Genomic DNA, 22,492 nt, shown 5'->3' on the forward strand with positions numbered 1-22,492 from the left:
GAGAGGACTCGAACCTCCACGGGCGTACGCCCACTACCCCCTCAAGATAGCGTGTCTGCCATTCCACCACTACCGCACGTTAGGTAAAACGAGGGGAAACAAAACTGGTGAGCCATGAAGGACTCGAACCTTCGACACCCTGATTAAAAGTCAGGTGCTCTACCAACTGAGCTAATGGCTCTAAAAAAGATGGTGACCCGTAGGGGATTCGAACCCCTGTTACCTCCGTGAAAGGGAGGTGTCTTAACCCCTTGACCAACGGGCCGCGATGGCTTGTCCGGAACCCAGTTCCTCGAAGCAACATGAATGATCTTATCACAAGCCGCAGGATAACGCAAGCTTTTTTTATAAAACCATTTTAGCGCTCCACTGCCGAAAAACAACAAAGAAAAAAGACCGCTGCCGGTCCTTCCTGGATGAAACAGATGGCGGAGAGAGAGGGATTCGAACCCTCGCACCACTTACGCAGTCTAACCCCTTAGCAGAGGGTCCCCTTGAGCCACTTGGGTATCTCTCCATGAATGGCTCCCCGAACAGGACTCGAACCTGTGACAACTCGATTAACAGTCGAGTGCTCTACCAACTGAGCTATCAGGGAACGTTTACAAAACAAGCCTGACCATAATTTATCATGGCCTTCCGGCTGTGTCAAGCGCGTAAAGGGATAGCCGGCCCCGGCATCGTCCGCAGACATAGCGGGCCGGGTCGACCTTGCGCTTGCGGAGATATTCCATGCGGCAGGCTCCGCAGACGAGCTTGTACCGATAGGGCAGCGTTTTACGGGCTTTGTCCGGCAGCGGCTTGCAGTAGCGGGACCCGCCGGAGCGCTCCAGCCAGGCCTTGAACTCGGGATCGCGATGACGATAGCCGCGTCCGAGCAGATGCAGATGGTAGTGGCACAGCTCATGCTTGATGATCTTCTCCGTCTCCTCCGCCCCGTAAGCCTCGAGCTGCCTCGCGCTGATCTCGATATGATGCGACTTCATGAAGTAGCGTCCCCCGGTAGAGGACAGCCTCCGGTTGAAGGCGGCCCGGTGGCGGAACGGAAGTCCGAACGTCTCCAGCGAGACGCGCTCCACCCATGCCTGCAGCTCCCGATCGTCCATGCCCGTCCCCTCCTTCCCCTTGAATTGTAAAGGGATCCTGGGCTACACTGTCAAGTAGACGAATGATCGACCGCGAGAGGAGCCCGATGTTTCGCCATGCCTACGATGAAGTATGTTCTGTTCCAGCTTGGAGGCCAGCTCTCCCTGGTGGAAATGCCCGATACGCACGCCTATCAGCTGTCCGCGCTCAATCTGCGGCTGCACAAGGAGCTCGATAAGCTGACGGCAGCCGAGGTGCCGCCGCTCGCACGCTGCATCGCCGAGTTCTCCCCCTCCGAGCTGCATGAGCGCGGCTTGCCGACGCAGAGCGGGCTCGAGCATCTGGAGCAGCTCGAGCGCTCCTTCAAGGAAATTCCGGAGAAGTCCTACCCGCTCATCTCGCTGCTGACCGAGATCCGCGCGCTGCTCGCGCAGCTGGAGCAATGGTACGAGGAAGAGTACGAAGACTGATTGGACCTGCACCTGTTCGCCTCTTCCCCCATATGCTGTGTAGATCACGAACGGCAGAAGGAGGACGATGCGGATGCCGCAATGGCTGAGCAGCCAACTGATGCGCGCCTTCCAGAAGAAGGATCTCCGGCAGGTGCGCCTGCTGAACGATTGCTGGTTCTATTATCGGACGAAGCAGGCCGCCAAGCCGGACGAGGAAGCGGTCCGCCAGGACGGCTGACGCGCCGGCCCGGACGCGGTTCGCCGCCTGCAAGCAAGCCAAAGGCCTCTCCCCCGACTGCCCGAGTCGGAGGAGAGGCCTTTCGGCTTTTCAGGAAGGGTTCGGACCGCGCATCGTCAGGCCGACGCGGCCTTTTTTGAGATCGACGTTCAGCACCCAGACGGTGACGACGTCGCCGACCGACACGACGTCCATCGGATGCTTGACGAACTTGCGGCTCAGCTGAGAGATATGCACGAGGCCGTCGTTCTTGATGCCGATGTCGACAAAAGCGCCGAAGTCGATCACGTTGCGCACCGTGCCCTGCAGCTCCATGCCCGGCTGCAGGTCCTCGATCGCCAGCACGTCCTGATGGAACACCGGCGCCGCGAGCTCCTCGCGCGGATCGCGCCCCGGCCGCATGAGGCTGTCTACGATGTCGCGCAGCGTCGGCTCGCCGACGCCGATCGCCGCCGCGAGCGCCGGGATGTCGGCAGCCGCCAGCCGCTGCCGGGCCGTCTCGCCGCCGACCTCGCCGAGCGACAGGCCGAGCTGCTTGAACAGCCGGTCGACGACGCCGTACGACTCCGGATGGATCGGCGTGCGGTCGAGCGGATTTTCCGCCTCGGGGATGCGGATGAAGCCGATGCACTGCTCGTACGTCTTCGCGCCGAGCCGCGGCACCTTCTGCAGCTCCTTGCGGGAGCCGAACCGTCCGCTCTCCTCCCGATGCTTGACGATGTTTTTGGCCGTCGTCGCATTGATGCCCGCCACATAGGAGAGCAGCGACGCCGAGGCGGTGTTGACGTCGACGCCGACGTGGTTGACCGCCGATTCGACGACGCCGCCGAGCGTCTCGCCGAGCCGCTTCTGGCTGACGTCGTGCTGATACTGGCCGACTCCGATCGCCTTGGGCTCGATCTTGACGAGCTCCGCCAGCGGATCCTGGAGCCGGCGTGCGATCGACACCGCGCTGCGCTCCGCGACATCGAGCTTGGGGAATTCCTCGGCGGCGAGCTTGGAGGCGGAGTAGACGCTCGCTCCGGCCTCGTTGACGATGATGTAGCGGAGCGCCTCGGCGCCCGGCTTGCCGGCGGCGACGCGGCCGCGGATGAGCGCGGCGATGAAGCTCTCCGTCTCGCGCGAGGCGGTGCCGTTGCCGATGACGAGGAGCGTGACGCCATGGCGGTCGATCAGCGAGCCGATGAGCCGCTCCGCCTCGGCGACCTTGTTGTTCGGCGGCGTCGGATAGGCGACCGCCACCTCCAGCAGCTTGCCGGTGGCGTCGACGACCGCCAGCTTGCAGCCGGTGCGGTACGCCGGATCGACGCCGAGCACGACATGGCCGCGCACCGGCGGCTGCAGCAGCAGGCTGCGCAGATTGGCGGAGAAGATGCCGATCGCGTGCTCCTCCGCCCGCTCCGTCAGCTCCGCGCGCACCTCGCGCTCGATCGACGGCGCGATGAGCCGCTTGTACGCGTCCTCGACGACGGCGGCCAGCACGTCCCGAATCGCCGGCGCGACGCCCTGGCGGAGCGTATGGCGGAGAATATGGTCATGGATGCGCGCTGCCGGAACGTCCAGCCAGACGCGCAGCACCTCCTCGCGCTCGCCGCGGTTGATCGCGAGCGTGCGGTGAGGCGGCAGCTTGCGCAGCGGCTCCTGATAGTCGTAGTACATCTCGTACACCGATTCCGCTCCCGCTTGCCGGACCTCGGAGCGGATGACGCCCTGCTCCGCGGTGAACTTGCGCGCCCAGGCGCGGATGCGGGCGTCGTCGGCGATGCTCTCGGCGACGATGTCCATCGCGCCTTGGAGCGCTTCCTCCGGCGTCTGCGCGCCGGCCTCGCCCGTGACGTACTTGCGCGCCTCGGCGAGCGGCTCGCCCTGGCGCGGCTGCGAGAGCAGCCAGTCGGCCAGCGGCTGCAGCCCCCGCTCCCGCGCGACGGAAGCGCGCGTCTTGCGCTTTTGCCGGTACGGCCGGTACAGATCCTCGACCTCCTGCAGCTTGGACGCGGCGGAGATCGCCTGCGCCAGCTCCGGCGTCAGCTTGTCCTGCTCGCCGATCAGCCGCAGCACCTCGCGCTTGCGGTCCTCCAGATTGCGCCGGTAGGCCAGCTTCTCCTCGATGCCGCGCAGCTCGTTCTCGTCGAGCTCGCCGGTCATTTCCTTGCGGTAGCGCGCGATGAACGGAATCGTATTGCCCTCGTCCAGCAGCGACACCGCCGACTTGACCTTGCCGAGCGGCAAGCCCAGCTCCTGGGCGATGCCGCGCACGATCCGCTCCTGCTCCTCCGCCGCCTGCGCCGCCGTCCGCTCGCCCTCGGCTTCCTTCACGCCTGCTTGTTGCTCCGCCATGCCGATTCCTCCTGTCCAAAAATGAACCGCTCCCGCCGGCGGCGGGCGCCGCAGGACGGGAGCGGATGGCCGGTCATCCCAGCCGTACGTACGGATTATGGGCCATCTCGTGGCCGATCGTCGTCTTCGGCCCGTGGCCGTTGTAGACGGTCACGTCCGGGTCGAGCCGGTACAGCTTGCCCCGGATCGAGTTGAACAGATCCGCCTCGCGTCCGCCGGGCAGATCGGTGCGGCCGACCGACTCGCGGAACAGCACGTCGCCCGAGAACAGGTTCTTGCCGTGCAGGAAGCTGACGCTGCCCGGGCTGTGGCCCGGCGTGTGCAGCACGCGGAACTCGAAGCCCGCGAGCTTCAGCCGCATGCCTTCTTCGAGCGCATATTCGGCCGGATCGGTCGTCAGCGGCGGCGTCATATGGCTCCAGCGCAAGGAGCCGTTGAGCGCCGGATCGGTCAGCCAGTCCGCCTCCAGGTCATGGATGTAGACCGGACAGCCGCAAGCCTTGCGCACCTCGTCCACCCCGCCCATATGGTCGAGATGGGCATGGGTGAGCAGGATCGCTTCGAGCTGGATGGAATCCTGCGCGATGCGGTTCAAGAGCGGCTTCGGGTTCATGCCGGGGTCGATGACGACGGCCCGGTTCGTTTCCTCGTTGACGAGCAGATAGCCGTTCGTCTGGATCGGTCCGAGCACGAACGGGACGATCTTCATCGCCGCCATCAGAACGAGGAGAGGAGCTCGCGCAGCTCCCGGACGATGACCGCCTGATAGCCGGTTCCTTCTCCGTATCGGCGTCCCATCTCCTGCCGCGTCAGCGACAGCTTCTCCTGGTAGTCGGGCGCCTCGCGGTCCGGATTGTCCCGCTTGAACGCCCTCATCGCCTCCTGCACATGCTCCGGACGCGGTCCCCACGTGCCGAGCACATGGCCGCCGGTATCCGCCACGATGACGACCGGCACGGAGCGTCCGCCCATCGTCAGGAACTCGTCCATCGTGTCCAGATGCTCCTCCATGACGAGCACCTCCACCGGAACGCCGCTATTCTCGAGCGCGCGGAACACGACCGGGATGTTGCGCACGACGTCGCCGCACCATTCGGCCATCAGGATGAGCACGCGCAGGTCGTCGCGGTTGTTCAGCTGCTCGAAAAATTCCCGATCGTCCTCGCTCGGCCATTCGAACTTGTCGTACCAGTCGTCGAAAGCATCCTTGTTTTTCGTCATGCCGTCCCGGAACTGCCGGGGGCTGATGCCTTGGTTCAGCTTGCTGGCTACGCTGCGTGCCATCGGAATCACTCCTTGGGTTATGGATCGATTGCATTCATTGTATCAAATGGCGGCTCGCCTGCTCAATCAGACGGTCCGTCCGCGCGAGCGCTGGTACTTGAAAAGCGCATAAACGATCATGACCGCGAGCGCGACGAGGATCGCCGGAATCGTGTACGGGGCCGCCTTTTCCTTGATCTGGCCCCAGTTGCTGCCGAGGCTGCGCCCGATCGTCACGAACAGGATCGCCCACGGCAGCGAGGCGATCGCCGTCAGCACGGTGAACCGGGTCAGCGACATCCGGGCCATGCCGGCCGGAATCGAGATCACCTGGCGCATGACGGGCACGAAACGGGCGGTGAACACCATGCCCGGACCGTAGCGGTCGAACCAGCGCTCCGCCGCGTCGATATGCTTCGGCTTGATCTTGATGTACTTGCCGTACTTGTCGAGGAAGGGCCGTCCTCCGTACAGGCCGATCGCATAGAGGATCCACTGCTGGACGACCGCGCCGACCGTGCCGCACAGCACCGCCAGCCAAAACGTCATGCTGCCGGTCGAGACCATGTAGCCGGCGTAGCCGAGCACGATCTCGCTCGGGATGACCTCCATCGCCAGGCCGAGGATGATGCCGAAATAACCGAGCTGCTCGACGATGCCGAGCAGCTTGTCCACCAGATCATGCAGCAGATGCATGCGCTCCACTCCTTCATTTCCATCTCTCGCGGCTTTCGTCCGAGCCGCTTCTGTCATCGGTATTCTATCATAGGGCTGTCAAGAGATGCCATAGATGGATCGGCCCGTTTCCGCTGGCATGGACAGACCGTCCTCCGCATAAAAATAGGACAGCACCGGACAAGAAGGGAGACGAAGCATGAAAGCGATCATCATTACGAAACGCCAACTAAGGACGGCCGGTCTCGCGCTCGCCATCGCCGTCCTGGCGCTCGCCTGCTGGCAGCTCTACCCGAAGCAGGGGGATCCGCTCCCCGCCTCGGCCGCCGCGCAGCAGCCGGATACGGGACATGTCTATGAGATGGTGACGGGAGAATTCAAGACGACGACGCGCGGCGGCGAGGAGCTCGAGGTGTACCAATGGAGCCCGGCCACGATCATCGTGCCCAAGGGCGAGAAGGTCACGCTGCGCATCAGCGGCGTGAACGGAGCCTCCCATCCTTTCACCATCAAGGGGCTCGGCGTCAGCGGAGAGGTCAAGAAAGGCGAGACGACCGAGGTGAGCTTCGTCGCCTCCAAGGCCGGCGTGTACCCGATCGAATGCCAGATCCACACCGATCTCAAGCACAGCGGCCCGATGGTCGGCTACATTCACGTCCAGTAAGCGAAAAAAAACGAAAGAGCCTTCCTTCTCCCGAAGCGAGAAGAAAGGCTCTTTTCCTTGCGGCTTGAAGGCGCGCGCGCCTCCCGTCCTTCCCCGCACCGAGGCAGCCGTCCCGGCATATAGATGGAGAACGAAAGGAGTGGGCTCCATGAACAGCCACAAGACGAAGCACGCGGCCGAGCTGCCGACGGCCCGCAAGATCCGGCGCGCCTGCAGCAACGAGCTGTACCGGACCGCCAAGCGGCTCAAGACGTTCATCCCCAAGGAGAAGATGGAGCAGGCGGAGAAGCTGTACACGAAAAAAGTGGGCCTCAACCTGATCTTCGTCCACGAAAATCACGACAACCGCAAAAAGCTGTGCGATTGGTGGGACGAGAACGTCTGCGGCGACATCGCCGAGCTGTGGGAGGTCGAGCCGGAGCGGCTGCGCTTGGCGTTCCGGGATGCTTTCGGCGGCTGAGCGCCGCCGCCCTGCGCGGCGGCCCGCTCCCGTCCACGCCGGCGCCTCCTAGCCGTCTCCGCCTTCTGTCCGGGCAGCGGACGCGGGCGGAGCGAGGGACGCGCCTGCGGCCGACAGGACAAGCAGCAGCAGCCAGTAGGCGCCGTAGCACATGTCCACGTCGATCGCCGCATGCAGCAGCAGCGAGGCCGCCGGCACGGCGCCGAGCGCGCCTTTCGCGCCTGCGGCCGCGAGCAGCGCAGCGCCGAGCGCCAGCAGCAGCGCGAGGCCGGGAGCCCCGGCGGTCAGCAGCATGTCGAGGTAGCCGCTATGCACTTCCCCGGCCGCATACGGCGCCGACTGGAACGAGCCCCGCAGCAGCTCCCACGCCCGGGCGCCGTAGCCGAGCAGCCAGGATTCGCGGGCGGCGGCCCAGCCGCCGCGATAGAGCAGCAGACGCGACGCTCCGGTCGCCGCCGAGGTCGGTTCGGCGGGATCGAACCGGTCCCAGCCGCCGCCGCGGCTCAGGCTGAGCGCCGCGGCGGCGCCGAGCAGCAGGACGGCGGCGGAACGGATGCCGGCGTGCAGGACGGCCGCAGGCCCAGCTGCCGCCGCCGTAGCGGGCTGGGACAAGCGCTCGCTTGAGGCCGCCATCGTACGCTTGATCCAGAAGGCGCCTGCTGCCGAAGCCGCCAGCAGGGCGAGCCAGACGGCCGCGTCCTGGGCGAGCGCCGCCTCCGTCGACCGCTCGCGGAAGCGGGCGATCGCGACCAGCGCAGCTGCTCCCGGCAAGCTGCTCCAGGCCGCGAGGAGCCAGCGCAGCCGCTCCGCGCGGAGCGCGGAACGGCCGGGTCCCGGCTCCGCACGGCTGGACAAGCGGCGCGCCAGCAGCAAGCCCGGAACCGCCGCCGCCAGCAGCGCCAGCAGCGCTCCTCTCGACTCGCTCAGCAGCAGCACGGCGAGGCAGGGCGGAGCCAGCCAAGCGGCGCTGCGGCGAAGCCGGGGCGAGCCGCTCCGCGCGAGAACGAGCCATTGCCACGCCAGCAGCGCGGCGGCGAAGGCGCCGAGCGCATTGCTGTACTGCAGGTAGCCGGCGAGCCTGGCGCCCGTGGCGCTCAAGCGTCCGTCGGCGGTGCGCAGCATGAAGTCAGGGCCGACGATCCAGCCGCACCAGGCGGCCAGCGAGCTTGCCGCCGCGAAGGCGGAAAAGCCTTGCAGCGCCCAGGCCGTGGCGGATACGGCCGATTCGGGCCGACGCTCTTTCCGTTGCCATGCCGCCAGCACGAGGGCCAACGAGCCGAAAGAAAGCCAGCGCAGCGCTTCTTCCACGCTGCCTTGGACGGAGACCGGCGATCCGAGGCTACGCGCCGCATAGAGCAGCGCGAGTCCGATGCAGCAAGCCGCGGCGAGCGGCAGCCTGCCGCCCCTGCTCCCTTGCGCCAAGCGCCATCCTCCCGGGTCTCCTCGTAAAAAAGCGGCAAGCCCGAATGCCGCCAGCAGCGCCACGAAGCCATGCCCGTCGCGATCGAAAAACCAGCCGGAGCGGCGAAAAGCCGCGCTCAGCAGCAGCGCCAGTCCCGCCGCGCGCGCGAGCCGATGGAACAGCTCGTCGCGCCAGCGCTGCGACTCCAAGATGCGCGCCAGTCCCGCCGCGCGCGCGAGCCGAAGTCCCGTATCCGCTCTCCCTGCTACCATTCTGGCTCCCGCTCTACGACCTGTTCTCCTCGCACGAGCAAGGGGACCTCTAGCCAAGAGAAGCGTCGCCCTCGCCCTCTTCGAATCCGCTTCTCCCGCCTCCATGCCATCCGCCAATTGCCGCCCCTCCTCCGCCGCTCAGTCGGCACCTGCCGCCTAGTTGATCCAACAGGCGATCGCCGCGGCCTTTGGTAGCATTCTAGCCTGCCGGAGCGCGACTTAGACGGCCGCACTTGGCTAAGGGGACGGCCGAACAAGCGATGAAGGATGGCTCCCACATGAAAGGAGTCACCCCGCCGACGAGCGAGCAAGGGAACTTCTTCCCTTGCTTCGGCGATCGGCCCCGGCCAGCCCGCGTGCAAGGGACCTTCTTCCCTTGCTTCGGCGCACGGGGCAGTCCCATTGCGAAAAGCGAAAAAAGCCGGAGAGCACGCTCTCCGGTTTCGCTATTTCGGCATTAAAACCAACACGCTCATCAGGGCAAGCCCGCGCTTCCCGCCTGGCCTGCCGCTCTCCGCCGCGCCATTCGCGCGGACGAAGCCGGTCAGTGCTCCGCGTCCTCGCCCGGCGCGGCTTCGAGACCGGCGGCTGCGCCATCGTCCGCCGCCAGTCCGCGGCGCACCTGATAATACTGCTTCATCTGCTCGTGAAGCACGAACGCCCTCAGCTGGCGCGCTCCCTCGGCGGTGAAGCCGCTCATCCGCGCGCCGTAGCTGAGCACGCCTGCGGCGTCCTGCCGCCACAGAATCTCGAGCGTGCAGCTCAGCTCGAAGCCGAGATCCAGCACGGCGCCTACGGTGCCGTGGCATTCCAGCTCCATGCCTCCCGCAGCGCGGAAGCCGACGCCCTCCAGGCTGATGTTGGAGACGACGATCTCGGCGCGCGCGGCCTTTTCCCGCCGGCACCGCTCCTCCTCCTCGAGCAGATGCAGATCCTCCTCGTCCATGAGGCGCACGAGCTTCTCCAGCAGCGCCTCGTCGAGACCTTCATGCCGCAGCTCGTCGGACCATCTGTAGCGGAGCAGATCCGCTCTCGTCGGCTCGCGCTTCAGCCGCTCGTCGTCCAGGAGCAGGCGGCCGGGACAGTTCACCTCGACCCGCGGATGGATGCGCTTCTCGTCCATGATCCGATAGCGCTCGTAGGGGAACAGCAGCGCGAGCGACTTGGCGCGCCGGCCGATCACGCGCGTAGCCATGCGGTAGCTGCCGGACGGCGACTCCACCGTCAGCCAGACGGATTCGCCGAGACGGAACCGCTCGGGCCCTTCCGCCTCGATCTCGATCAAGTCCCCTTCGAGCAGAGTAAGCGTGCCGACCGCCGACAGCTGCCGCTGCTCGACGAGCGTGCGGCTGCCGAGGAGCAGCGCGGGTATGAGCGTCGTCTCCAGGCTGTCTCCGGCAAGTACGGCTGCCGGCTCTTCTGCTGCTTGAGCGGGAGCCGTTGAATCAGGCTGCATCATCTTGATCCTCCCCAATCCTTAGTGGCCAAGCTAAATCTCGCGAACGATCGTCACATGAAGCTGGTCCCGCAGATCGATCTCGTAAGGCTCGGCCGGCACTCTGCCTCCAGCCTCGCGGATGATCCGGATGACCGGACGATGGACAGCCACCTGGAAATTGCGCGCGACGACTCCGATCTGGCCTGTGCTGAGCAGCACGGTCGTCGACACCGGGTACATGGAAATATGGCTGCAGAACAGCCGCACCAGCTCCAGGTCGAAATACGTGTTGCCGGCCGCGAACAGGAACTCGATCGCCTCCGACGGGGTATAGCGCTTGCGGTACGACCGCGACGAGGTGAGCGCGTCGAACACGTCGGCGATGGCGACGATCTGCGCGTATTCGTGGATCTCGCCGCCACGCAGGCCGCGGGGATAGCCGCTGCCGTCGTAGCGCTCGTGATGCTGCAGGGCGCAGTGAGCCGACAGCAGGGACAGATCATGCTCCTTCCGGAGCAGATCGTAGCCGTCGACCGCATGGCGCTCCATGACCTTGCGCTCCTCGGCCGTGAGCGGTCCCTTTTTGTCCAGGATGGCGCGGGGAACCTTGGTCATGCCGATGTCGAACAGCAGCGCGCCGATGCCGAGCTCCTCCAGCTGATTGCGGTTGTAGCCCTTGGCGATGCCGATGATGCCAGCCAGCACCGCCACGTTGATCGAATGCTGGAATAGATAGGAGTCGTGGGTGTTGATCTCGCTCAGCCCGGCGAACACGTCCTCTCGGCGCATGACATCGTTCAGGATCTCGCTGAATACCGACCGGAAGACGCGGCCTAGCTCCGGCCGTGCCGCCCGCCCCTTGACGGCGGACTGGCTCATCTGGTCGGCGACCAGCTTGTGCATCGCCGCGGCCGCCTTGCGGCGGGTCTCCTCGCGCAGCGTCTCGTTCGGCTCGATGCCTGCGGTAAGCTCGTCCTCGATATAGACGATGTCGACGCCAAGATCGCGCAGCCGCTGGATGAACCGCTCGCTCAGCGGCATGCCCGCCCCCAGCAGCACGTTGCCGTCCTCGCGGAAGATCGGCTTGGCCAGCGTCGCGCCGGGCTGGATGCGGTCGAGTTGTACTTTTCTCATGCTTGGGCTCCACTTTCTTTTGGTCCAGCCGGAATTGAGCTGACATACGGGATTTTCCTTCTATTCTACCAAATGGTTCGAAGAGTTGTCATTCCTTTGAGGGGGTCGAACGTCCCGAAGTATACCTAGGCCCTTCTCCTTCCGACCATGCAGTTGCGCCCGTTGCCCTTCGCCTCGTATAGCGCGGCGTCCGCTTCCTCGAACAATTCCCGCAAATAGGCCTTCGGGTCCTTGATTCCGAGCGGACTCTCGTTTTCGACCGACAAGACGCCGAGGCTGATCGTAATCGACAGCGTCAGTCCCGGCCGTCCCGTAGCGACCCGGTTCGCCTCTACCCCGATCTTGAGCCGTTCGGCGAGGCGCTCGGCCTGCAGGCGGGTCGTGTGGGGGAGATAAACCGCGAATTCCTCTCCGCCATAACGGGCGAGCACGTCGGAGCGACGCAGCATGCCCTTGACGGCCGTCGCCGTCTCCAGCAGCACCTCGTCCCCGACGAGATGCCCGTGACGGTCGTTGATGCCTTTGAAATGGTCGATGTCGAACAGGATGATCGCGAACGGAATCCGGTACCGGACGTTCGCCACCACCTCCTGCTCCAGCCGCTGCATGAGAAAGCGGCGGTTGTAGCAGCCGGTCAGGCTGTCCGTCGTCGCCATCTCCTCCAGCTTGAGATTGGCCCGGAACAGCTCCTCCTGGATCTGGACCAGCTCGCGGTTGCGGAGCTGCAGCATCTCGTTCTGCCGATGCTTCTCCTCGACGAGCTGGCGGATCTCCGAGACGTCCTGGAACGTGACGACCCGCCCCAGCAGCTCGCGCTCCCCCGACACAATCGGAGAAGCGTGCACCTGGACGTGGAGCAAAGGCGCGCCGGGCAGGTCGGAGGCGCTCAGCACCAGCTCCTGCAGGATCGGCTCCGCCACCGCCTCGCCGGCTCGGCCGAGCTCCGCCGCCGTTTCTCCGGAAGACCTTTTTTGCGAGCGCAAAAAAGCGCCCAGATCGAAGCGGTCCCCGCTCTGCACGGACAGATAACGCTGCAGCGAGCGGTTGGCCTCCAGCACCGTGCCTTCCGCGTCGAGCACGAGCAGGCCGGCCGACATCGAATCGGCGATGTCCTGCTGGGCGATGCGCACGATGTCGAACACGCGGTAGCGGTCGATGGAGACGCAGAAATAGAGGGCGGTCAGCGCGAGCCCGACCGAGGAGATGCCGGAGATATCGGGAAAGCGGCTGTCGTAGACGACGTTGACGAGCAGGTCCAGCCAGCCGAAAAGCAGGAACAGCAGCAGCCCCTTGAGAGCCATCCCGACCTGCTTGCGATGGCGAAGCGTCGTTCCTGCGCGCAGCGCCGAGAGGATGCAGGCGATCGACAGTCCCGCCATCAGCATGAGCTGGGCCAGCAGCGCCCAGGACAGCGGACCGAACCGCTGCACCGCGCCCGCGCCGTCCCCGGAGAAGAGGAAGAACTGCCGAGGCTCGGCCAGCACGAGCGCTGCGAGCAGCGCGGTCGGACCGGCCAGCAGCGCAAGCGTCCGCCGGGTCAGGAGATAGGAGCGTCCCGTCAGGAAGCAGACGAAGACGAGCCAGCCGAGCCCTTGCAGCGACAGCCCCGCGTAAGAGATCGAACGGAAAAGCAATTGGTATTGGACGATCGTCGTCGTTTGGAGGAGAAACTGTGAGAGAGGCCAGAGGAGCATGAAAAAGTGAAAAACCAAATACGCCTTATGCAGGCGTGTTATTGGATTATGAATAAAAATATAAAAAAACAGGCCGAGCATGAAGACAGACACACTGAAATCAATCCAAATCCATGATTCCAAGCCCTTCACCCATCCCTGCATCGTTCCATTGTCTTCCATTATAGCACAGGATCGAGGCAATTCCAGCACGGATTGACGCTTGGGAGAAGGGCCGATTCCAGGTGCCGGGCAACGTCCGGCCGTTTATTCCGGGAGCCTTCCGGCACTGCGGAGCATCCTCTCGAGAGCGGGATCAAGGCTCAGCGAGTCGCGGTAGCGGCGGTACTCCTCCCACTTCCGGAGGCGATGCTCGGCGGCAGAGCCCGACTCCCGGCGGCGGACGGCGCGGATGAGCAGGTTTTTGGGCGTATGCTCCGGATCGATGAACTCGAGCACCTGGGTCCGATAGCCGGCCGCCTCCAGCAGCGAAGCGCGAGCCGCATCGGTGGCGAGCGCGGCGAAGCGCTCCTTGAGCAGGCCGTGGTCGAGCAGCGGCGCGAGCGGCTCGCTCCGGATCTGGCGGAACGCCTCATGCTGGCAGCAGGGCACCGAGAGGATGACCGAGGCGTCCCAGCCGACCGCTTTGGCCAAGGCGGCGTCGGTCGCCGTATCGCAGGCATGCAGCGTGACGACCATGTCGGCTTGCTCGAGCCCTCCGAACTGGCCGATGTCGCCGACCTGGAACGACAGCCTGTCGTAGCCGAGCCGCTCCGCCAGCGCCGAGCAGAACGAGATGACATCCTCCTTCAGATCGAGCCCGATGACGCGCAGCGGCCGCTTCTGCTCGACGGCCAGCAGATGGTAGAGGGCGAACGTGAGATACGATTTGCCGCAGCCGAAGTCGACGATCGTCAGCTCGCGCCCCGTCGGCAGCTCTGCCGCCACGTCCTGCACCATCTCGAGGAAACGGTTGATCTGGCGGTACTTGTCCTGCTTGTCCGCCTTCACCTTGCCCTCGCGGGTCAGGATGCCCAGCTCCTGCAGGAACGCCGGCGCCTCGCCCTCCGTCAGCACCCGCTTCTTCATCCGGTCATGCGACGGAGCGTCGGCCGCCGCCTTGCCGGTCGGCGGCTTGCGCAGCAGCGCGGCTTTTCCTTTTTTGGAGATCAAGACCTGCAGATCGGCCTCCTTGGTCTTGACGAGCGCCTGCCGGTAGCCGGCGCGCAGCAGTCCGGCCATGCGGCCGGCGGCGTCGCCGGGCTCGACGTTCTCATGCAGCACCTTCGTCGGGTAGTGCTTTTCGAACTGGTAGCGCAGTCCCGCCTTCAGCCGCACCGGCCGCACGACCGTGCGAGGAGGCAGGCCGCCTTCTTCCTCGGCCGAGCCCTTCGCTCCGCTGAACGTCGCCTGCAGCAGCGCCTCCTGTCCGACCGCCTCCTCCAGCGCCTGTTCCCACTCTTCTTTCATCATCCCTGCATTCGGCTCCTTTCGTTCCCGCAGCGAAAAGCAAGGCCCCGAGCCGCATCTGCCGGCTGGGGCCGCTTCCGCCGTCCGCGCCGCTTGCCGGCGCTCGGTCGCATTCTATTCCTTGCCGGTCTCGGCGAGCCAAGGCTTCGCCGCCTCCAGCAGCTCCTGGCGGCTCAGTCCGCCCCGCTCCAGGCTCTCATCCGTCAGATGCTGCAGCCGGCCGTAAAAACGACCGAGCTCGCCCGGCTCCAGCCGGCCGTCCTCGTGCAGCTCGTACCACAAATCCTCGGCGCGATCGTACCGCCCCTGCTCCTCGCGCCAAGCGGCGATCCGGCGCTTGCTGTCCGGGGGCAGCTCATAGGCGGACAGCTCCCCGAGCAGCCGCTCGGCGTCGCCGTCCGGGCTCGGCTCCGCGCCGTACGAAGAGGCTCGCAGCAGCAGATGCAGCGCCCTCAGCCGCGTATGGAACGCGGCGCTTTCGTGGCCGAGGTCGTCCTGTACGGACGCTTCTTCCCGCAGCAGCAGCCCGAGTCCGAGCAGCAGGGACGGGTCCGGATCGCCGGAACGGGACAGCATGCGGACGAGATCGTCCTCGGACAAGCTTTTGAGCAGCCTGCCGTTCATGCCGAACTGCCGGTCGAGCAGCTCCTCGACGACCTGCAGCGCCTCCTCCTGCTTGCCGGCCTTGCGCAGGCCGAGGATCGTCGCCGATACTTGCGCCATGCCCTCGATCATCCGCATGATGTAATCCCTCTGGAACATGCGATCCCTCCTCCGATGATGCCTCGCGACGACTGCCGGCCGGACCGCCCGCTAGCGGCTCTGCCCCGGCAAGAAGCCGAGCCAGTCCCGGATAAGTCCGGCCAGCCGCTCCGGCTGCTCCATCATGCTCATATGTCCCGCTCCGTCCAGCGTTTCCTTGCGCGTCCGGGGCGCCTCGGCGGCAAATGCCTTGGCCGGCGGCACGACGCCGTCCTCGCTGCCCGCGACGAGCAGCAGCGGCGCTTCCAGCGACTGCAGCACGGAGCTGCGGTCGGGGCGAGCCTTCATGCCGCGCGCCGCCGCGGCGGCTGCGGACGCGGCCGTGCCGTAGCCGATCTCCTTGGCCTTGTCCAGCAGGCTGCCGTCCGCTCCGGGCGCGAACAGCTTCGGCACGAGCCCGTCCACGAACGGCACGATGCCGTCCGCAGCCAGCGCGGCCGCGGCCTTGTCCCGGCCCTCGCGGGCTTCGGGGCTGTCCGGCAGCGGCGTCGAGTGGATCAGGCCGAGTCCTGCGAGCAGCTGCGGATGCCGCTCGGCCAGCGCGAGCGCGGCGTAGCCTCCCATCGAATGGCCGAGCACGACCGCCGGGCCAACCTCAAGCGACTCCAGCAGCTCCGCGACATCGTCGGCGAGCGTCTCCATGCCGATGATGTCCTCGCCGGCGGCGGATGACTGGCCATGCCCGCGCAGATCGAGCGCGATGACCCTTCCATGCGGCTCGAGCAGCGGCAGCAGCGGCTCCCAATAGGCGGAGCTGCCGCAAAATCCGTGCAGCAGCACAAGCGCGGTTCCGGCCTCGCCGCCTCTTCCGTTGTCGCGGTAGGCCAGATCGGCGCCTCCTTGAAGCGTAAGCCTGCGGTTGGCGAGCGTTCGGTTCGACATCGACATCCTCATCCTTTCGTCGTGCATGTAGTCGTCCTTATTGCCGCGGCGAGCCGGGCATCAAACCTGCCGGCGCGCGGTCCTCCCCCGGCCAGGCCGCCGCCGCCGCATCCGCGATCGTGCGGGCCATGCCGAGCACCCGGTACAGGCTCGTCGTCTGAATGATCCAATACGGCTTATGTCCCTGCGTGTTGACGACCGCCGCCACGCTGTAATCGCCGACCGGCGGCAGATGCTGGCCGATCGCCTGGCCCGGCTGCAGCGGCCCGCTGCGCACCAGATACAGTCCGGTCGACTCGGCCCTCCCGAGGCAGGCGTCGATCGCTACGACGCAGCTCGCCTCCTGCAGCGTCGCGAGGATCGGCCCGACCTGCTCCGAGTCGCAAGGATGCTCCAGCGTGCCCAGCACGCGCGGAAAGCCGAGCTCCGCCAGCAGCGAGCCGGCCAGCGGCCCGAGCGAATCTCCCGTGGAGCGGTCGCTGCCGATGCAGAGGAAAACGACGTCCTCCCGAGCCGGGAACTTGGCCGCCACCGCCTCGAAAAACGTCTGCAGCCCGGCCTTGTCCACGCGAGCCCATTTGGCCGAATCTTCCATCCGGTTCGTTTTTGGTTCACGATTCATTATCCGCACCCTCATTAACGCGGGGTGAGCGCCGCCTGATGCCGCCGTCCGCTCCCTGACCCGCCCGTCTCGCTTCATTGTAACGGATGTGCGGGAGCAGATTCAACGAGCTCTCGGCGAGCGGCCGGCATTCATGATACAATGGACCGAAAGCAGAGCAAGTCCACAGGAGGAACCTATGCCAGATCTCAACGAGCCTACCCAGCAAAACGTCGAATTCATGATCGAGGCGATCAAGGAGAAGCTCCGCATGGCGACGGCCGCCGCGATGCAGGCCTCTTCCTTCTCCATCGACCGCTACGAGGACATCCGCGACCTGTACGAGGTCGTCGCCTCCAAGCCGTCGTTCAGCATCTCCGAGGTGGAGGCGCTCGTCTCCGAGCTCGGCAAGCTCCGCAGAGTCGGCTGACGGCCGGCGCCGGCAGCGCCGTCCCCGCCCTTCATCCGGCCCCGCGCCGGAAAGGCCCGACATCAAAACAAGGTACCCGCGCGCAGCAGCGGGTACCTTGTTTGGCGTTTCATGGCGCGATGCGATCCGGCTTAGACGGCCGTCTGCTCTTCTTCCTGGCCCTCTTCGGAGGCGCCGGCCTCCTCGGCAGCCGCTTCCACGGAGAGGCGTACGGATACGCTCTTCTGCTCGCCGCGCAGGAAGGCCGCGAGGCGCTCCAGCTTGTCGGCGAGCTCCGGTCCCGTCAGCGTCACGTTCAGCTGGTAGCCGAACTGATCGGCCGGCAGCTTCTGCTCGCGGGCCGGGTAGGAGAAGCTCGTCCGCTCTCCCGCCGGAGCCTGGCTGCCGTTCAGCTGGTCCGGGTAGAACTTGTCCGATTTGTTGACGACGCGCTCGTAGATGCGCAGCTTCTTGAGCAGCATGTAGTACTGGGCGGAATGCTTGAAGTTCCAGGCTTCGCGGATATCCTTGAGCGTGTAGTCCGCCTTCCAGCGCTTCAGCTTCTCGACCTGTTCGTCCGAGTCCAATTTCAGAAAATCCTCAAGCGGCATAATTTGCATCGTTTTCGTTTCCCCTCCACATTAACATGTCGAACGTGATAATAGTCAATTTATTAACGTTTATATATAAAAAAATACCATAGAAACGAACGTTCTACAATTGATTTTTTAATTTATTTTTACAATTGACCTCTTGATGACGCCATTTTTGATCAATCTATGAACATCGGTAAATTTCGACCAGAAATTTTGTTCACATTCATGCAGATTCGACAGAATGCGCCTCGATCGGAATGCAAAAAAGACGAAGCCCGGAGGCTCTCCCGCCCCCGGGCTTCGTCCTGATGCTTTTGCTCCGGCTCCGACCCTGCGCCGCCGCTTCGGTCAACCAGCCGGCACGAGGCCGGCCGAGGCCAGGAAGCGTCCGAACGCTTCCCGTCCTTCTCCGGTCTGCTTGTACACTCCCGCATCCCGCAGCACCTGCAGGAACTTGTCGCCAGCCGAAGCCTCCACGAGCCGCAGCGCCTCTCCGCGCTCCAGCGCCGCGCCGCCGGCCGAAGCCTGCAGCTCCTCCAGCCAGAGCCGATGCTGCTCCATCGTCGGCGGTCCTTCCGCCAGCGCCTGCTCCCACGAGGCCGAGCCGTCCAGGCAGGAGGCGAGCAGCTCCATCTCCTGCTTCAGCCGGCCGGGCAGCACGGCCAGTCCCATCACCTCGATCAGGCCGATGTTCTCCTTTTTGAGATGATGCAGCTCGCGATGAGGATGGAAAATGCCCTCCGGATGCCGCTCGCTCGTGCGATTGTTGCGCAGCACGAGGTCGAGCTCGTAGGAGCCGTCCGCTCCTCTGCGGGCGACCGGGGTGATCGTGTTGTGCGGCACCCGCTCGCCGTTCTGGACGCTGGACGCCAGCACCTCCGCCTCGGGATCGCTGTACCCTCGCCAGGCCGCGAGCAGTTCGCCCGCGGCCCGCCGCAGCCGGTCCGGATCGCTGCCGCTGACGCGCAGCACGCTCATCGGCCAACGGACGATGCCGAAGCGGAGATCCTCGTAGCCGGGATGGCGGAAGCTCGCCTCGATCGGCGCCGTCTGCATCGGGAACGCATGATGGCCTCCCTGGAAATGGTCATGGCTCAGAATCGAGCCGCCGACGATCGGCAGGTCGGCGTTGGAGCCGACGAAATAATGCGGCAGCTGCCGGACGAAGTCGAGCAGCCGTCCGAAGCTCTCCTCGCTGATCGCCATCGGCACATGCTCGGCGCGGAACACGATGCAGTGCTCCTTGTAGTACACATAAGGCGAATACTGCAGGAACCATGCCTCGCCGCTCAGCTGGAGCGGCAGGATGCGGTGGTTTTGGCGGGCCGGATGGTCCGCGCGTCCCGCGTAGCCCATGTTCTCCTTGCAGAGCAGGCATTTCGGGTAGCTCGACGGAGGCAGCGTCTTGAGCAGGGCGATCTCGGCGGGGTCCTTTTCGGGCTTGGACAGGTTCACCGTAATCTCCAGCTCGCCGTACTCCGTCGGATGCGTCCAGCTCCGGTTCAGCTCGACGCGGTCCATGCGGATGTAGTTGCTGTCGACGTTGAGCCGGTAGAACCAGTCGGTCGCCGCCGCCACGCCCTGGCTCGCCGCGGTCAGGGCGAAGCGCGCCTGCGTCTCCGACGGCCTCGGCAGGAGCAGCCCCATGATGCGCGCATCGAGCAGATCCCGCTGCGTCACGGTCCGGTCCGGCACGATGCCGGCTTCCGCCGCATAATCGAGCAGCGGAGCGAGCAGCACCGGCATGCCCGGGCCGTCGGCGGACGGGGAGGCGTCGGCTGTGCCGGACGCCCAGGCGGGCGGCTCGAGCAGGCCTTGGCTCCAGGCCGGCCGTTCTTCCTCGCCGGGCAGCGGCGCGTCGAAGCCGAGCAGGTCGAGCACGGCGTTGCGGGCCGCGCCGGCGTCGAGCGGCTCGAGCAGGCCGCGCCTCAGCGCGCCGGCGATCAGTGCCTCGACCGCCTGCAGCGCCTGCTCGGCGGACGAAGCGGGTTGATGCGTTGTCATGGGATGCAGCTCCTTTCTAGATGGAACGGGCCGGACTAGGGCGTGCTTGCCTGCACGCCTTAGCCGCGGTACCCTTGCGGACGGGACTGGTGCCAGGCCCAGGCGGAGGCGATGATCGCCTCCAGATCGCTGCGATGCGGATTCCAGCCCAGCTCGGCGCGAGCCTTTTCCGAGGAGGCGATCAGCACCGCCGGGTCGCCGGAGCGGCGCGGCTCGATGACGGCCGGAATCTCGCGTCCGGTCACGCGGCGGGCGATGTCGATCACTTGCTTGACCGAGAAGCCGTGCCCGTTGCCGAGGTTGTAGACGGCGCTCGCCTCGCCTCTGCGCAGCCGCTCGACCGCAAGGATATGCGCGTCCGCCAGGTCGCTGACATGGATGTAGTCGCGCACGCAGCTGCCGTCCTCGGTCGGATAGTCTTCGCCGAACACCGAGATATGCGGCCGCTGGCCAAGCGCCGTCTGCAGCACGATCGGAATGAGATGCGTCTCCGGATCGTGGTCCTCGCCGATCTTGCCGCTCTCGTGCGCGCCGGCCGCATTGAAGTACCGCAGCGAGACGTAGCGGAACTCATGGGCCGTCTCGAACCAGCGGATCATCTTCTCCATCGCGAGCTTCGTCTCGCCGTAGGCGTTGGTCGGCTCGGTCCGGTCACTCTCGCGGATCGGGACGCTCTCCGGCTCTCCGTACGTCGCGGCCGTGCTGGAGAACACGATGCGCTTCACGCCGGCGCGGTTCATCGCCTCCAGCAGGCAGAGCGTGCCGTATACGTTGTTGTGGTAGTACTTGCCGGGCAGCTTCATGCTCTCGCCGACGAGCGAGTTCGCCGCGAAGTGGATGACCGCGTCGATCTCATTCTCGCGGAAGATGCGGTCCAGCAGCTCCTCGTCGCGAAGATCCCCCTCGTACAGGCGTCCTCCTGTGACGGCCTCGCGGTGGCCCTGCTGGAGGTTGTCGACGACGACGACCTCTTCTCCCTTTTCCAAAAGCGCGGCTACGGCATGCGAGCCGATATAGCCCGCGCCTCCCGTTACCAGAACTGCCATGCTGATCTCTCCTCTCCCAAGCTCATGCGGTCTCTGCCAGGCTTGCCGCCTCTACGATCATACGACAAACCCCGCCTCCGGCATATGGTCCGCGAAGGCTAGACGTCGATCCGGGACACGCCGTCGCCGATCGAGCAGACGTAGAAGTCCGCCTGCAGCCCCGTCGCCGCGGCGTACTCGGCTCCGACCTGCTCGCGGAAGCGGTCCACGCTGTCCTTATGGACGAGCGAGACGGTGCAGCCGCCGAAGCCGGCGCCCGTCATGCGCGAGCCGAGCACGCCCGGCACCTTGCGCGCGGCGTCGACCATCGCGTCGAGCTCGCGGCCCGTCACCTCGTACAGATCGCGCAGCGAGTCATGCGAGGCGTTCATCAGCCGACCGAAAGCCGCCAGATCGCCCTGCTCCAGCACGTCGACCGACTGCAGCACGCGGTCGATCTCTTCGACGACATGCCGCGCGCGGCGCCGCACCGTCTCGCTGGCGATGCGGCTCTCCTCGGCGCGCAGCTGCTCCGGCGTCAGCTGGCCGAGCAGCGTCAGCTCCGGATAGGCGGAGCGCAGCTCCTGCACGGCCTGCTCGCATTCGGCGCGCCGCTCGTTGTACTTGGAGTCGACGAGTCCCCGCCGCTTGTTGGTGTTGCCGATGACGAGCACATGGTCGCCCGACTCGAACGGAACGTGGCGGAACTCGAGCGTGTCGCACATCAGCAGCATCGCCTGGCCCTCGCGGCCGTTCGCGACGGCGAACTGGTCCATGATGCCGCACTGCACGCCGTTGAACTCGTTCTCGGACCGCTGCGCCAGCAGCGCCAGCTCGGTGAGGTCGACCGGATGCCCGCCTTCGGTCAGCAGCGCGTAGCCGGTGACGACCTCGATCGAAGCGGAGGAGGACAAGCCCGAGCCGTTCGGAATCTCGCCATGGTAGAGCAGGTCGAAGCCTTTCTCCGGTCCCCGTCCGCTTTTTTGCAGCTCATGGACGATGCCCTTCGGATAGTTGCTCCAGTCGTCCTCCTCGCGATGCGCGATGCCGTCCAGCGCCACGTCGAACCGCTTGTCCGGGAAATTCGTCGAGGCGAACCGCAGCAGGCGGTCCTCCCGCGGCCGCAGCAGCAGCGTCGTGCCGAACGTGAGCGCGGCCGGGAAAACGTAGCCGCCGTTGTAGTCGGTATGCTCGCCGATCAGATTGACCCGGCCCGGAGCCTGGTAGAAGCGGATGTTCTCCGCCTCTCCGCCAAACAAAGTCAGGAACGAATCCGTCAGCTGTTTCAAATCCGCCATGTTCAATCATCCTTTTCTCGGAATTGGTCATTATAGACAAATCGGGCCCGGTCAGCCTCTCATCAAAGGTTCTGAGCCGCCGCTTCCACGCTTGCCGCCGCGCTCGTTACAGTCTCAGTATACGTCCGGCAAAGCTTGCACGGAATGGCAGCATGTGAACTGAATATGGATATATGTGACTTCTTCTGTTCAATCAGGCCCGTCGCGGATACAATCTACCTTATAAAGGAGGCGCTTGCGAGTGAAGGAATTCTACTATCGCGTCGCGTCCAGCGCGGAGACGGGCGCCGGACAGCCGCTGGAGATCCTGTTTGCCGGCGAGGGCCAGACGCGGCCCGGCCATCGGATCGG

At 65.4% G+C, this 22,492-nt stretch carries 22 protein-coding genes and 4 tRNA genes; 5 read left to right on the forward strand and 21 right to left on the reverse strand.

Going from position 1 to position 22,492, the window contains the following annotated elements:
- Positions 1–105: 105 nt before the first annotated feature.
- The 5 genes from H582_RS0110380 to H582_RS0110400 all read right to left on the reverse strand — a co-directional run bounded on the left by H582_RS0110380 (position 106) and on the right by H582_RS0110400 (position 1,106).
- A tRNA-Lys gene (locus H582_RS0110380) sits at positions 106–181 on the reverse strand.
- A gap of 9 nt (positions 182–190) precedes the next feature.
- Positions 191–265, reverse strand: a tRNA-Glu gene (locus H582_RS0110385).
- A gap of 161 nt (positions 266–426) precedes the next feature.
- Positions 427–517, reverse strand: a tRNA-Ser gene (locus H582_RS0110390).
- Positions 518–522: 5 nt separating this feature from the next.
- Positions 523–598: transfer RNA gene (locus H582_RS0110395), tRNA-Asn, on the reverse strand.
- Positions 599–629: 31 nt separating this feature from the next.
- Entirely contained in the window at positions 630–1,106 is a 477-nt protein-coding gene (locus H582_RS0110400; protein WP_028598502.1) for a SprT family protein, read from the reverse strand.
- Between the two features lie 96 nt (positions 1,107–1,202).
- On the opposite strand from H582_RS0110400, the gene H582_RS0110405 reads away from it, so the two are divergent.
- Both H582_RS0110405 and cmpA read left to right on the forward strand, forming a co-directional pair.
- The gene (locus tag H582_RS0110405) at positions 1,203–1,556 is read left to right on the forward strand and encodes a hypothetical protein (protein WP_028598503.1); all 354 of its coding nucleotides are present in this window, start codon (positions 1,203–1,205) and stop codon (positions 1,554–1,556) included.
- A 73-nt stretch (positions 1,557–1,629) separates the two neighbouring features.
- Positions 1,630–1,776, forward strand: coding sequence for a cortex morphogenetic protein CmpA (gene cmpA / locus H582_RS31820; protein WP_101808076.1), 147 nt, complete (start codon positions 1,630–1,632; stop codon positions 1,774–1,776).
- 90 nt (positions 1,777–1,866) lie between these two features.
- Here cmpA and H582_RS0110415 read toward each other — a convergent pair whose 3' ends face one another.
- The 4 genes from H582_RS0110415 to uptA all read right to left on the reverse strand — a co-directional run bounded on the left by H582_RS0110415 (position 1,867) and on the right by uptA (position 6,072).
- Positions 1,867–4,113: a Tex family protein gene (locus H582_RS0110415; RefSeq protein ID WP_028598504.1), complete on the reverse strand. Its 2,247-nt coding sequence runs from the start codon at positions 4,111–4,113 to the stop codon at positions 1,867–1,869.
- Between the two features lie 73 nt (positions 4,114–4,186).
- Complete coding sequence (locus H582_RS0110420; protein WP_052333135.1) at positions 4,187–4,822, reverse strand: MBL fold metallo-hydrolase; 636 nt, start codon at positions 4,820–4,822, stop codon at positions 4,187–4,189.
- An 8-nt stretch (positions 4,823–4,830) separates the two neighbouring features.
- Complete coding sequence (locus H582_RS0110425) at positions 4,831–5,397, reverse strand: thioredoxin family protein (RefSeq protein ID WP_028598506.1); 567 nt, start codon at positions 5,395–5,397, stop codon at positions 4,831–4,833.
- Positions 5,398–5,463: 66 nt separating this feature from the next.
- Complete coding sequence (gene uptA / locus H582_RS0110430) at positions 5,464–6,072, reverse strand: undecaprenyl phosphate transporter UptA (protein ID WP_028598507.1); 609 nt, start codon at positions 6,070–6,072, stop codon at positions 5,464–5,466.
- 178 nt (positions 6,073–6,250) lie between these two features.
- Between uptA and H582_RS0110435 the strand changes: the two genes are divergently transcribed.
- Positions 6,251–6,715 carry a cupredoxin domain-containing protein gene (locus tag H582_RS0110435; protein ID WP_028598508.1) on the forward strand — a complete coding sequence of 155 codons (465 nt, stop codon included), beginning with the start codon at positions 6,251–6,253 and terminating at the stop codon, positions 6,713–6,715.
- 148 nt (positions 6,716–6,863) lie between these two features.
- Positions 6,864–7,175, forward strand: a complete 312-nt coding sequence (locus H582_RS0110440; RefSeq protein ID WP_028598509.1) for a hypothetical protein — start codon at positions 6,864–6,866, stop codon at positions 7,173–7,175.
- 48 nt (positions 7,176–7,223) lie between these two features.
- On the opposite strand, the gene H582_RS0110445 is transcribed toward H582_RS0110440, so the two are convergent.
- From H582_RS0110445 to yyaC, 8 genes are all read right to left on the reverse strand, one after another.
- Positions 7,224–8,849 carry an O-antigen ligase family protein gene (locus H582_RS0110445; RefSeq protein WP_028598510.1) on the reverse strand — a complete coding sequence of 542 codons (1,626 nt, stop codon included), beginning with the start codon at positions 8,847–8,849 and terminating at the stop codon, positions 7,224–7,226.
- A gap of 544 nt (positions 8,850–9,393) precedes the next feature.
- The gene (locus H582_RS0110450; protein WP_028598511.1) at positions 9,394–10,308 is read right to left on the reverse strand and encodes a hypothetical protein; all 915 of its coding nucleotides are present in this window, start codon (positions 10,306–10,308) and stop codon (positions 9,394–9,396) included.
- A 30-nt stretch (positions 10,309–10,338) separates the two neighbouring features.
- Positions 10,339–11,421: an HD-GYP domain-containing protein gene (locus H582_RS0110455; protein WP_028598512.1), complete on the reverse strand. Its 1,083-nt coding sequence runs from the start codon at positions 11,419–11,421 to the stop codon at positions 10,339–10,341.
- A gap of 125 nt (positions 11,422–11,546) precedes the next feature.
- On the reverse strand, positions 11,547–13,277 hold the full coding sequence (locus H582_RS0110460; protein ID WP_084137059.1) for a histidine kinase N-terminal 7TM domain-containing diguanylate cyclase: 1,731 nt from the start codon (positions 13,275–13,277) through the stop codon (positions 11,547–11,549).
- A gap of 84 nt (positions 13,278–13,361) precedes the next feature.
- Complete coding sequence (locus H582_RS0110465) at positions 13,362–14,567, reverse strand: class I SAM-dependent methyltransferase (protein ID WP_028598514.1); 1,206 nt, start codon at positions 14,565–14,567, stop codon at positions 13,362–13,364.
- 111 nt (positions 14,568–14,678) lie between these two features.
- Entirely contained in the window at positions 14,679–15,326 is a 648-nt protein-coding gene (locus H582_RS0110470; protein WP_028598515.1) for a DUF6483 family protein, read from the reverse strand.
- A 51-nt stretch (positions 15,327–15,377) separates the two neighbouring features.
- Positions 15,378–16,208: an alpha/beta fold hydrolase gene (locus H582_RS0110475; protein ID WP_028598516.1), complete on the reverse strand. Its 831-nt coding sequence runs from the start codon at positions 16,206–16,208 to the stop codon at positions 15,378–15,380.
- A 37-nt stretch (positions 16,209–16,245) separates the two neighbouring features.
- Complete coding sequence (gene yyaC, locus H582_RS26940) at positions 16,246–16,830, reverse strand: spore protease YyaC (protein WP_052333134.1); 585 nt, start codon at positions 16,828–16,830, stop codon at positions 16,246–16,248.
- A 178-nt stretch (positions 16,831–17,008) separates the two neighbouring features.
- Here yyaC and H582_RS0110485 point away from each other — a divergent pair, with 178 nt between their 5' ends.
- On the forward strand, positions 17,009–17,239 hold the full coding sequence (locus H582_RS0110485) for a DUF1128 domain-containing protein (protein ID WP_028598517.1): 231 nt from the start codon (positions 17,009–17,011) through the stop codon (positions 17,237–17,239).
- 131 nt (positions 17,240–17,370) lie between these two features.
- On the opposite strand, the gene H582_RS0110490 is transcribed toward H582_RS0110485, so the two are convergent.
- The 4 genes from H582_RS0110490 to H582_RS0110505 form a co-directional block, all read right to left on the reverse strand.
- Positions 17,371–17,805 (reverse strand): hypothetical protein, encoded by a 435-nt coding sequence (locus H582_RS0110490; protein ID WP_228551670.1) that lies wholly within the window; start codon positions 17,803–17,805, stop codon positions 17,371–17,373.
- 357 nt (positions 17,806–18,162) lie between these two features.
- A complete protein-coding gene (locus H582_RS0110495) occupies positions 18,163–19,818 on the reverse strand; it encodes a UDP-glucose--hexose-1-phosphate uridylyltransferase (RefSeq protein WP_028598519.1) in 1,656 nt (551 codons plus the stop codon).
- Positions 19,819–19,877: 59 nt separating this feature from the next.
- Entirely contained in the window at positions 19,878–20,864 is a 987-nt protein-coding gene (gene galE, locus H582_RS0110500; RefSeq protein WP_028598520.1) for a UDP-glucose 4-epimerase GalE, read from the reverse strand.
- Positions 20,865–20,962: 98 nt separating this feature from the next.
- Entirely contained in the window at positions 20,963–22,141 is a 1,179-nt protein-coding gene (locus H582_RS0110505; protein WP_028598521.1) for a galactokinase, read from the reverse strand.
- Positions 22,142–22,492: the final 351 nt, after the last annotated feature.

Origin of the sequence: Paenibacillus pasadenensis DSM 19293 (assembly GCF_000422485.1) — a bacterium.
GTDB classification, from domain to species: Bacteria; Bacillota; Bacilli; order Paenibacillales; family Paenibacillaceae; genus Paenibacillus_O; species Paenibacillus_O pasadenensis.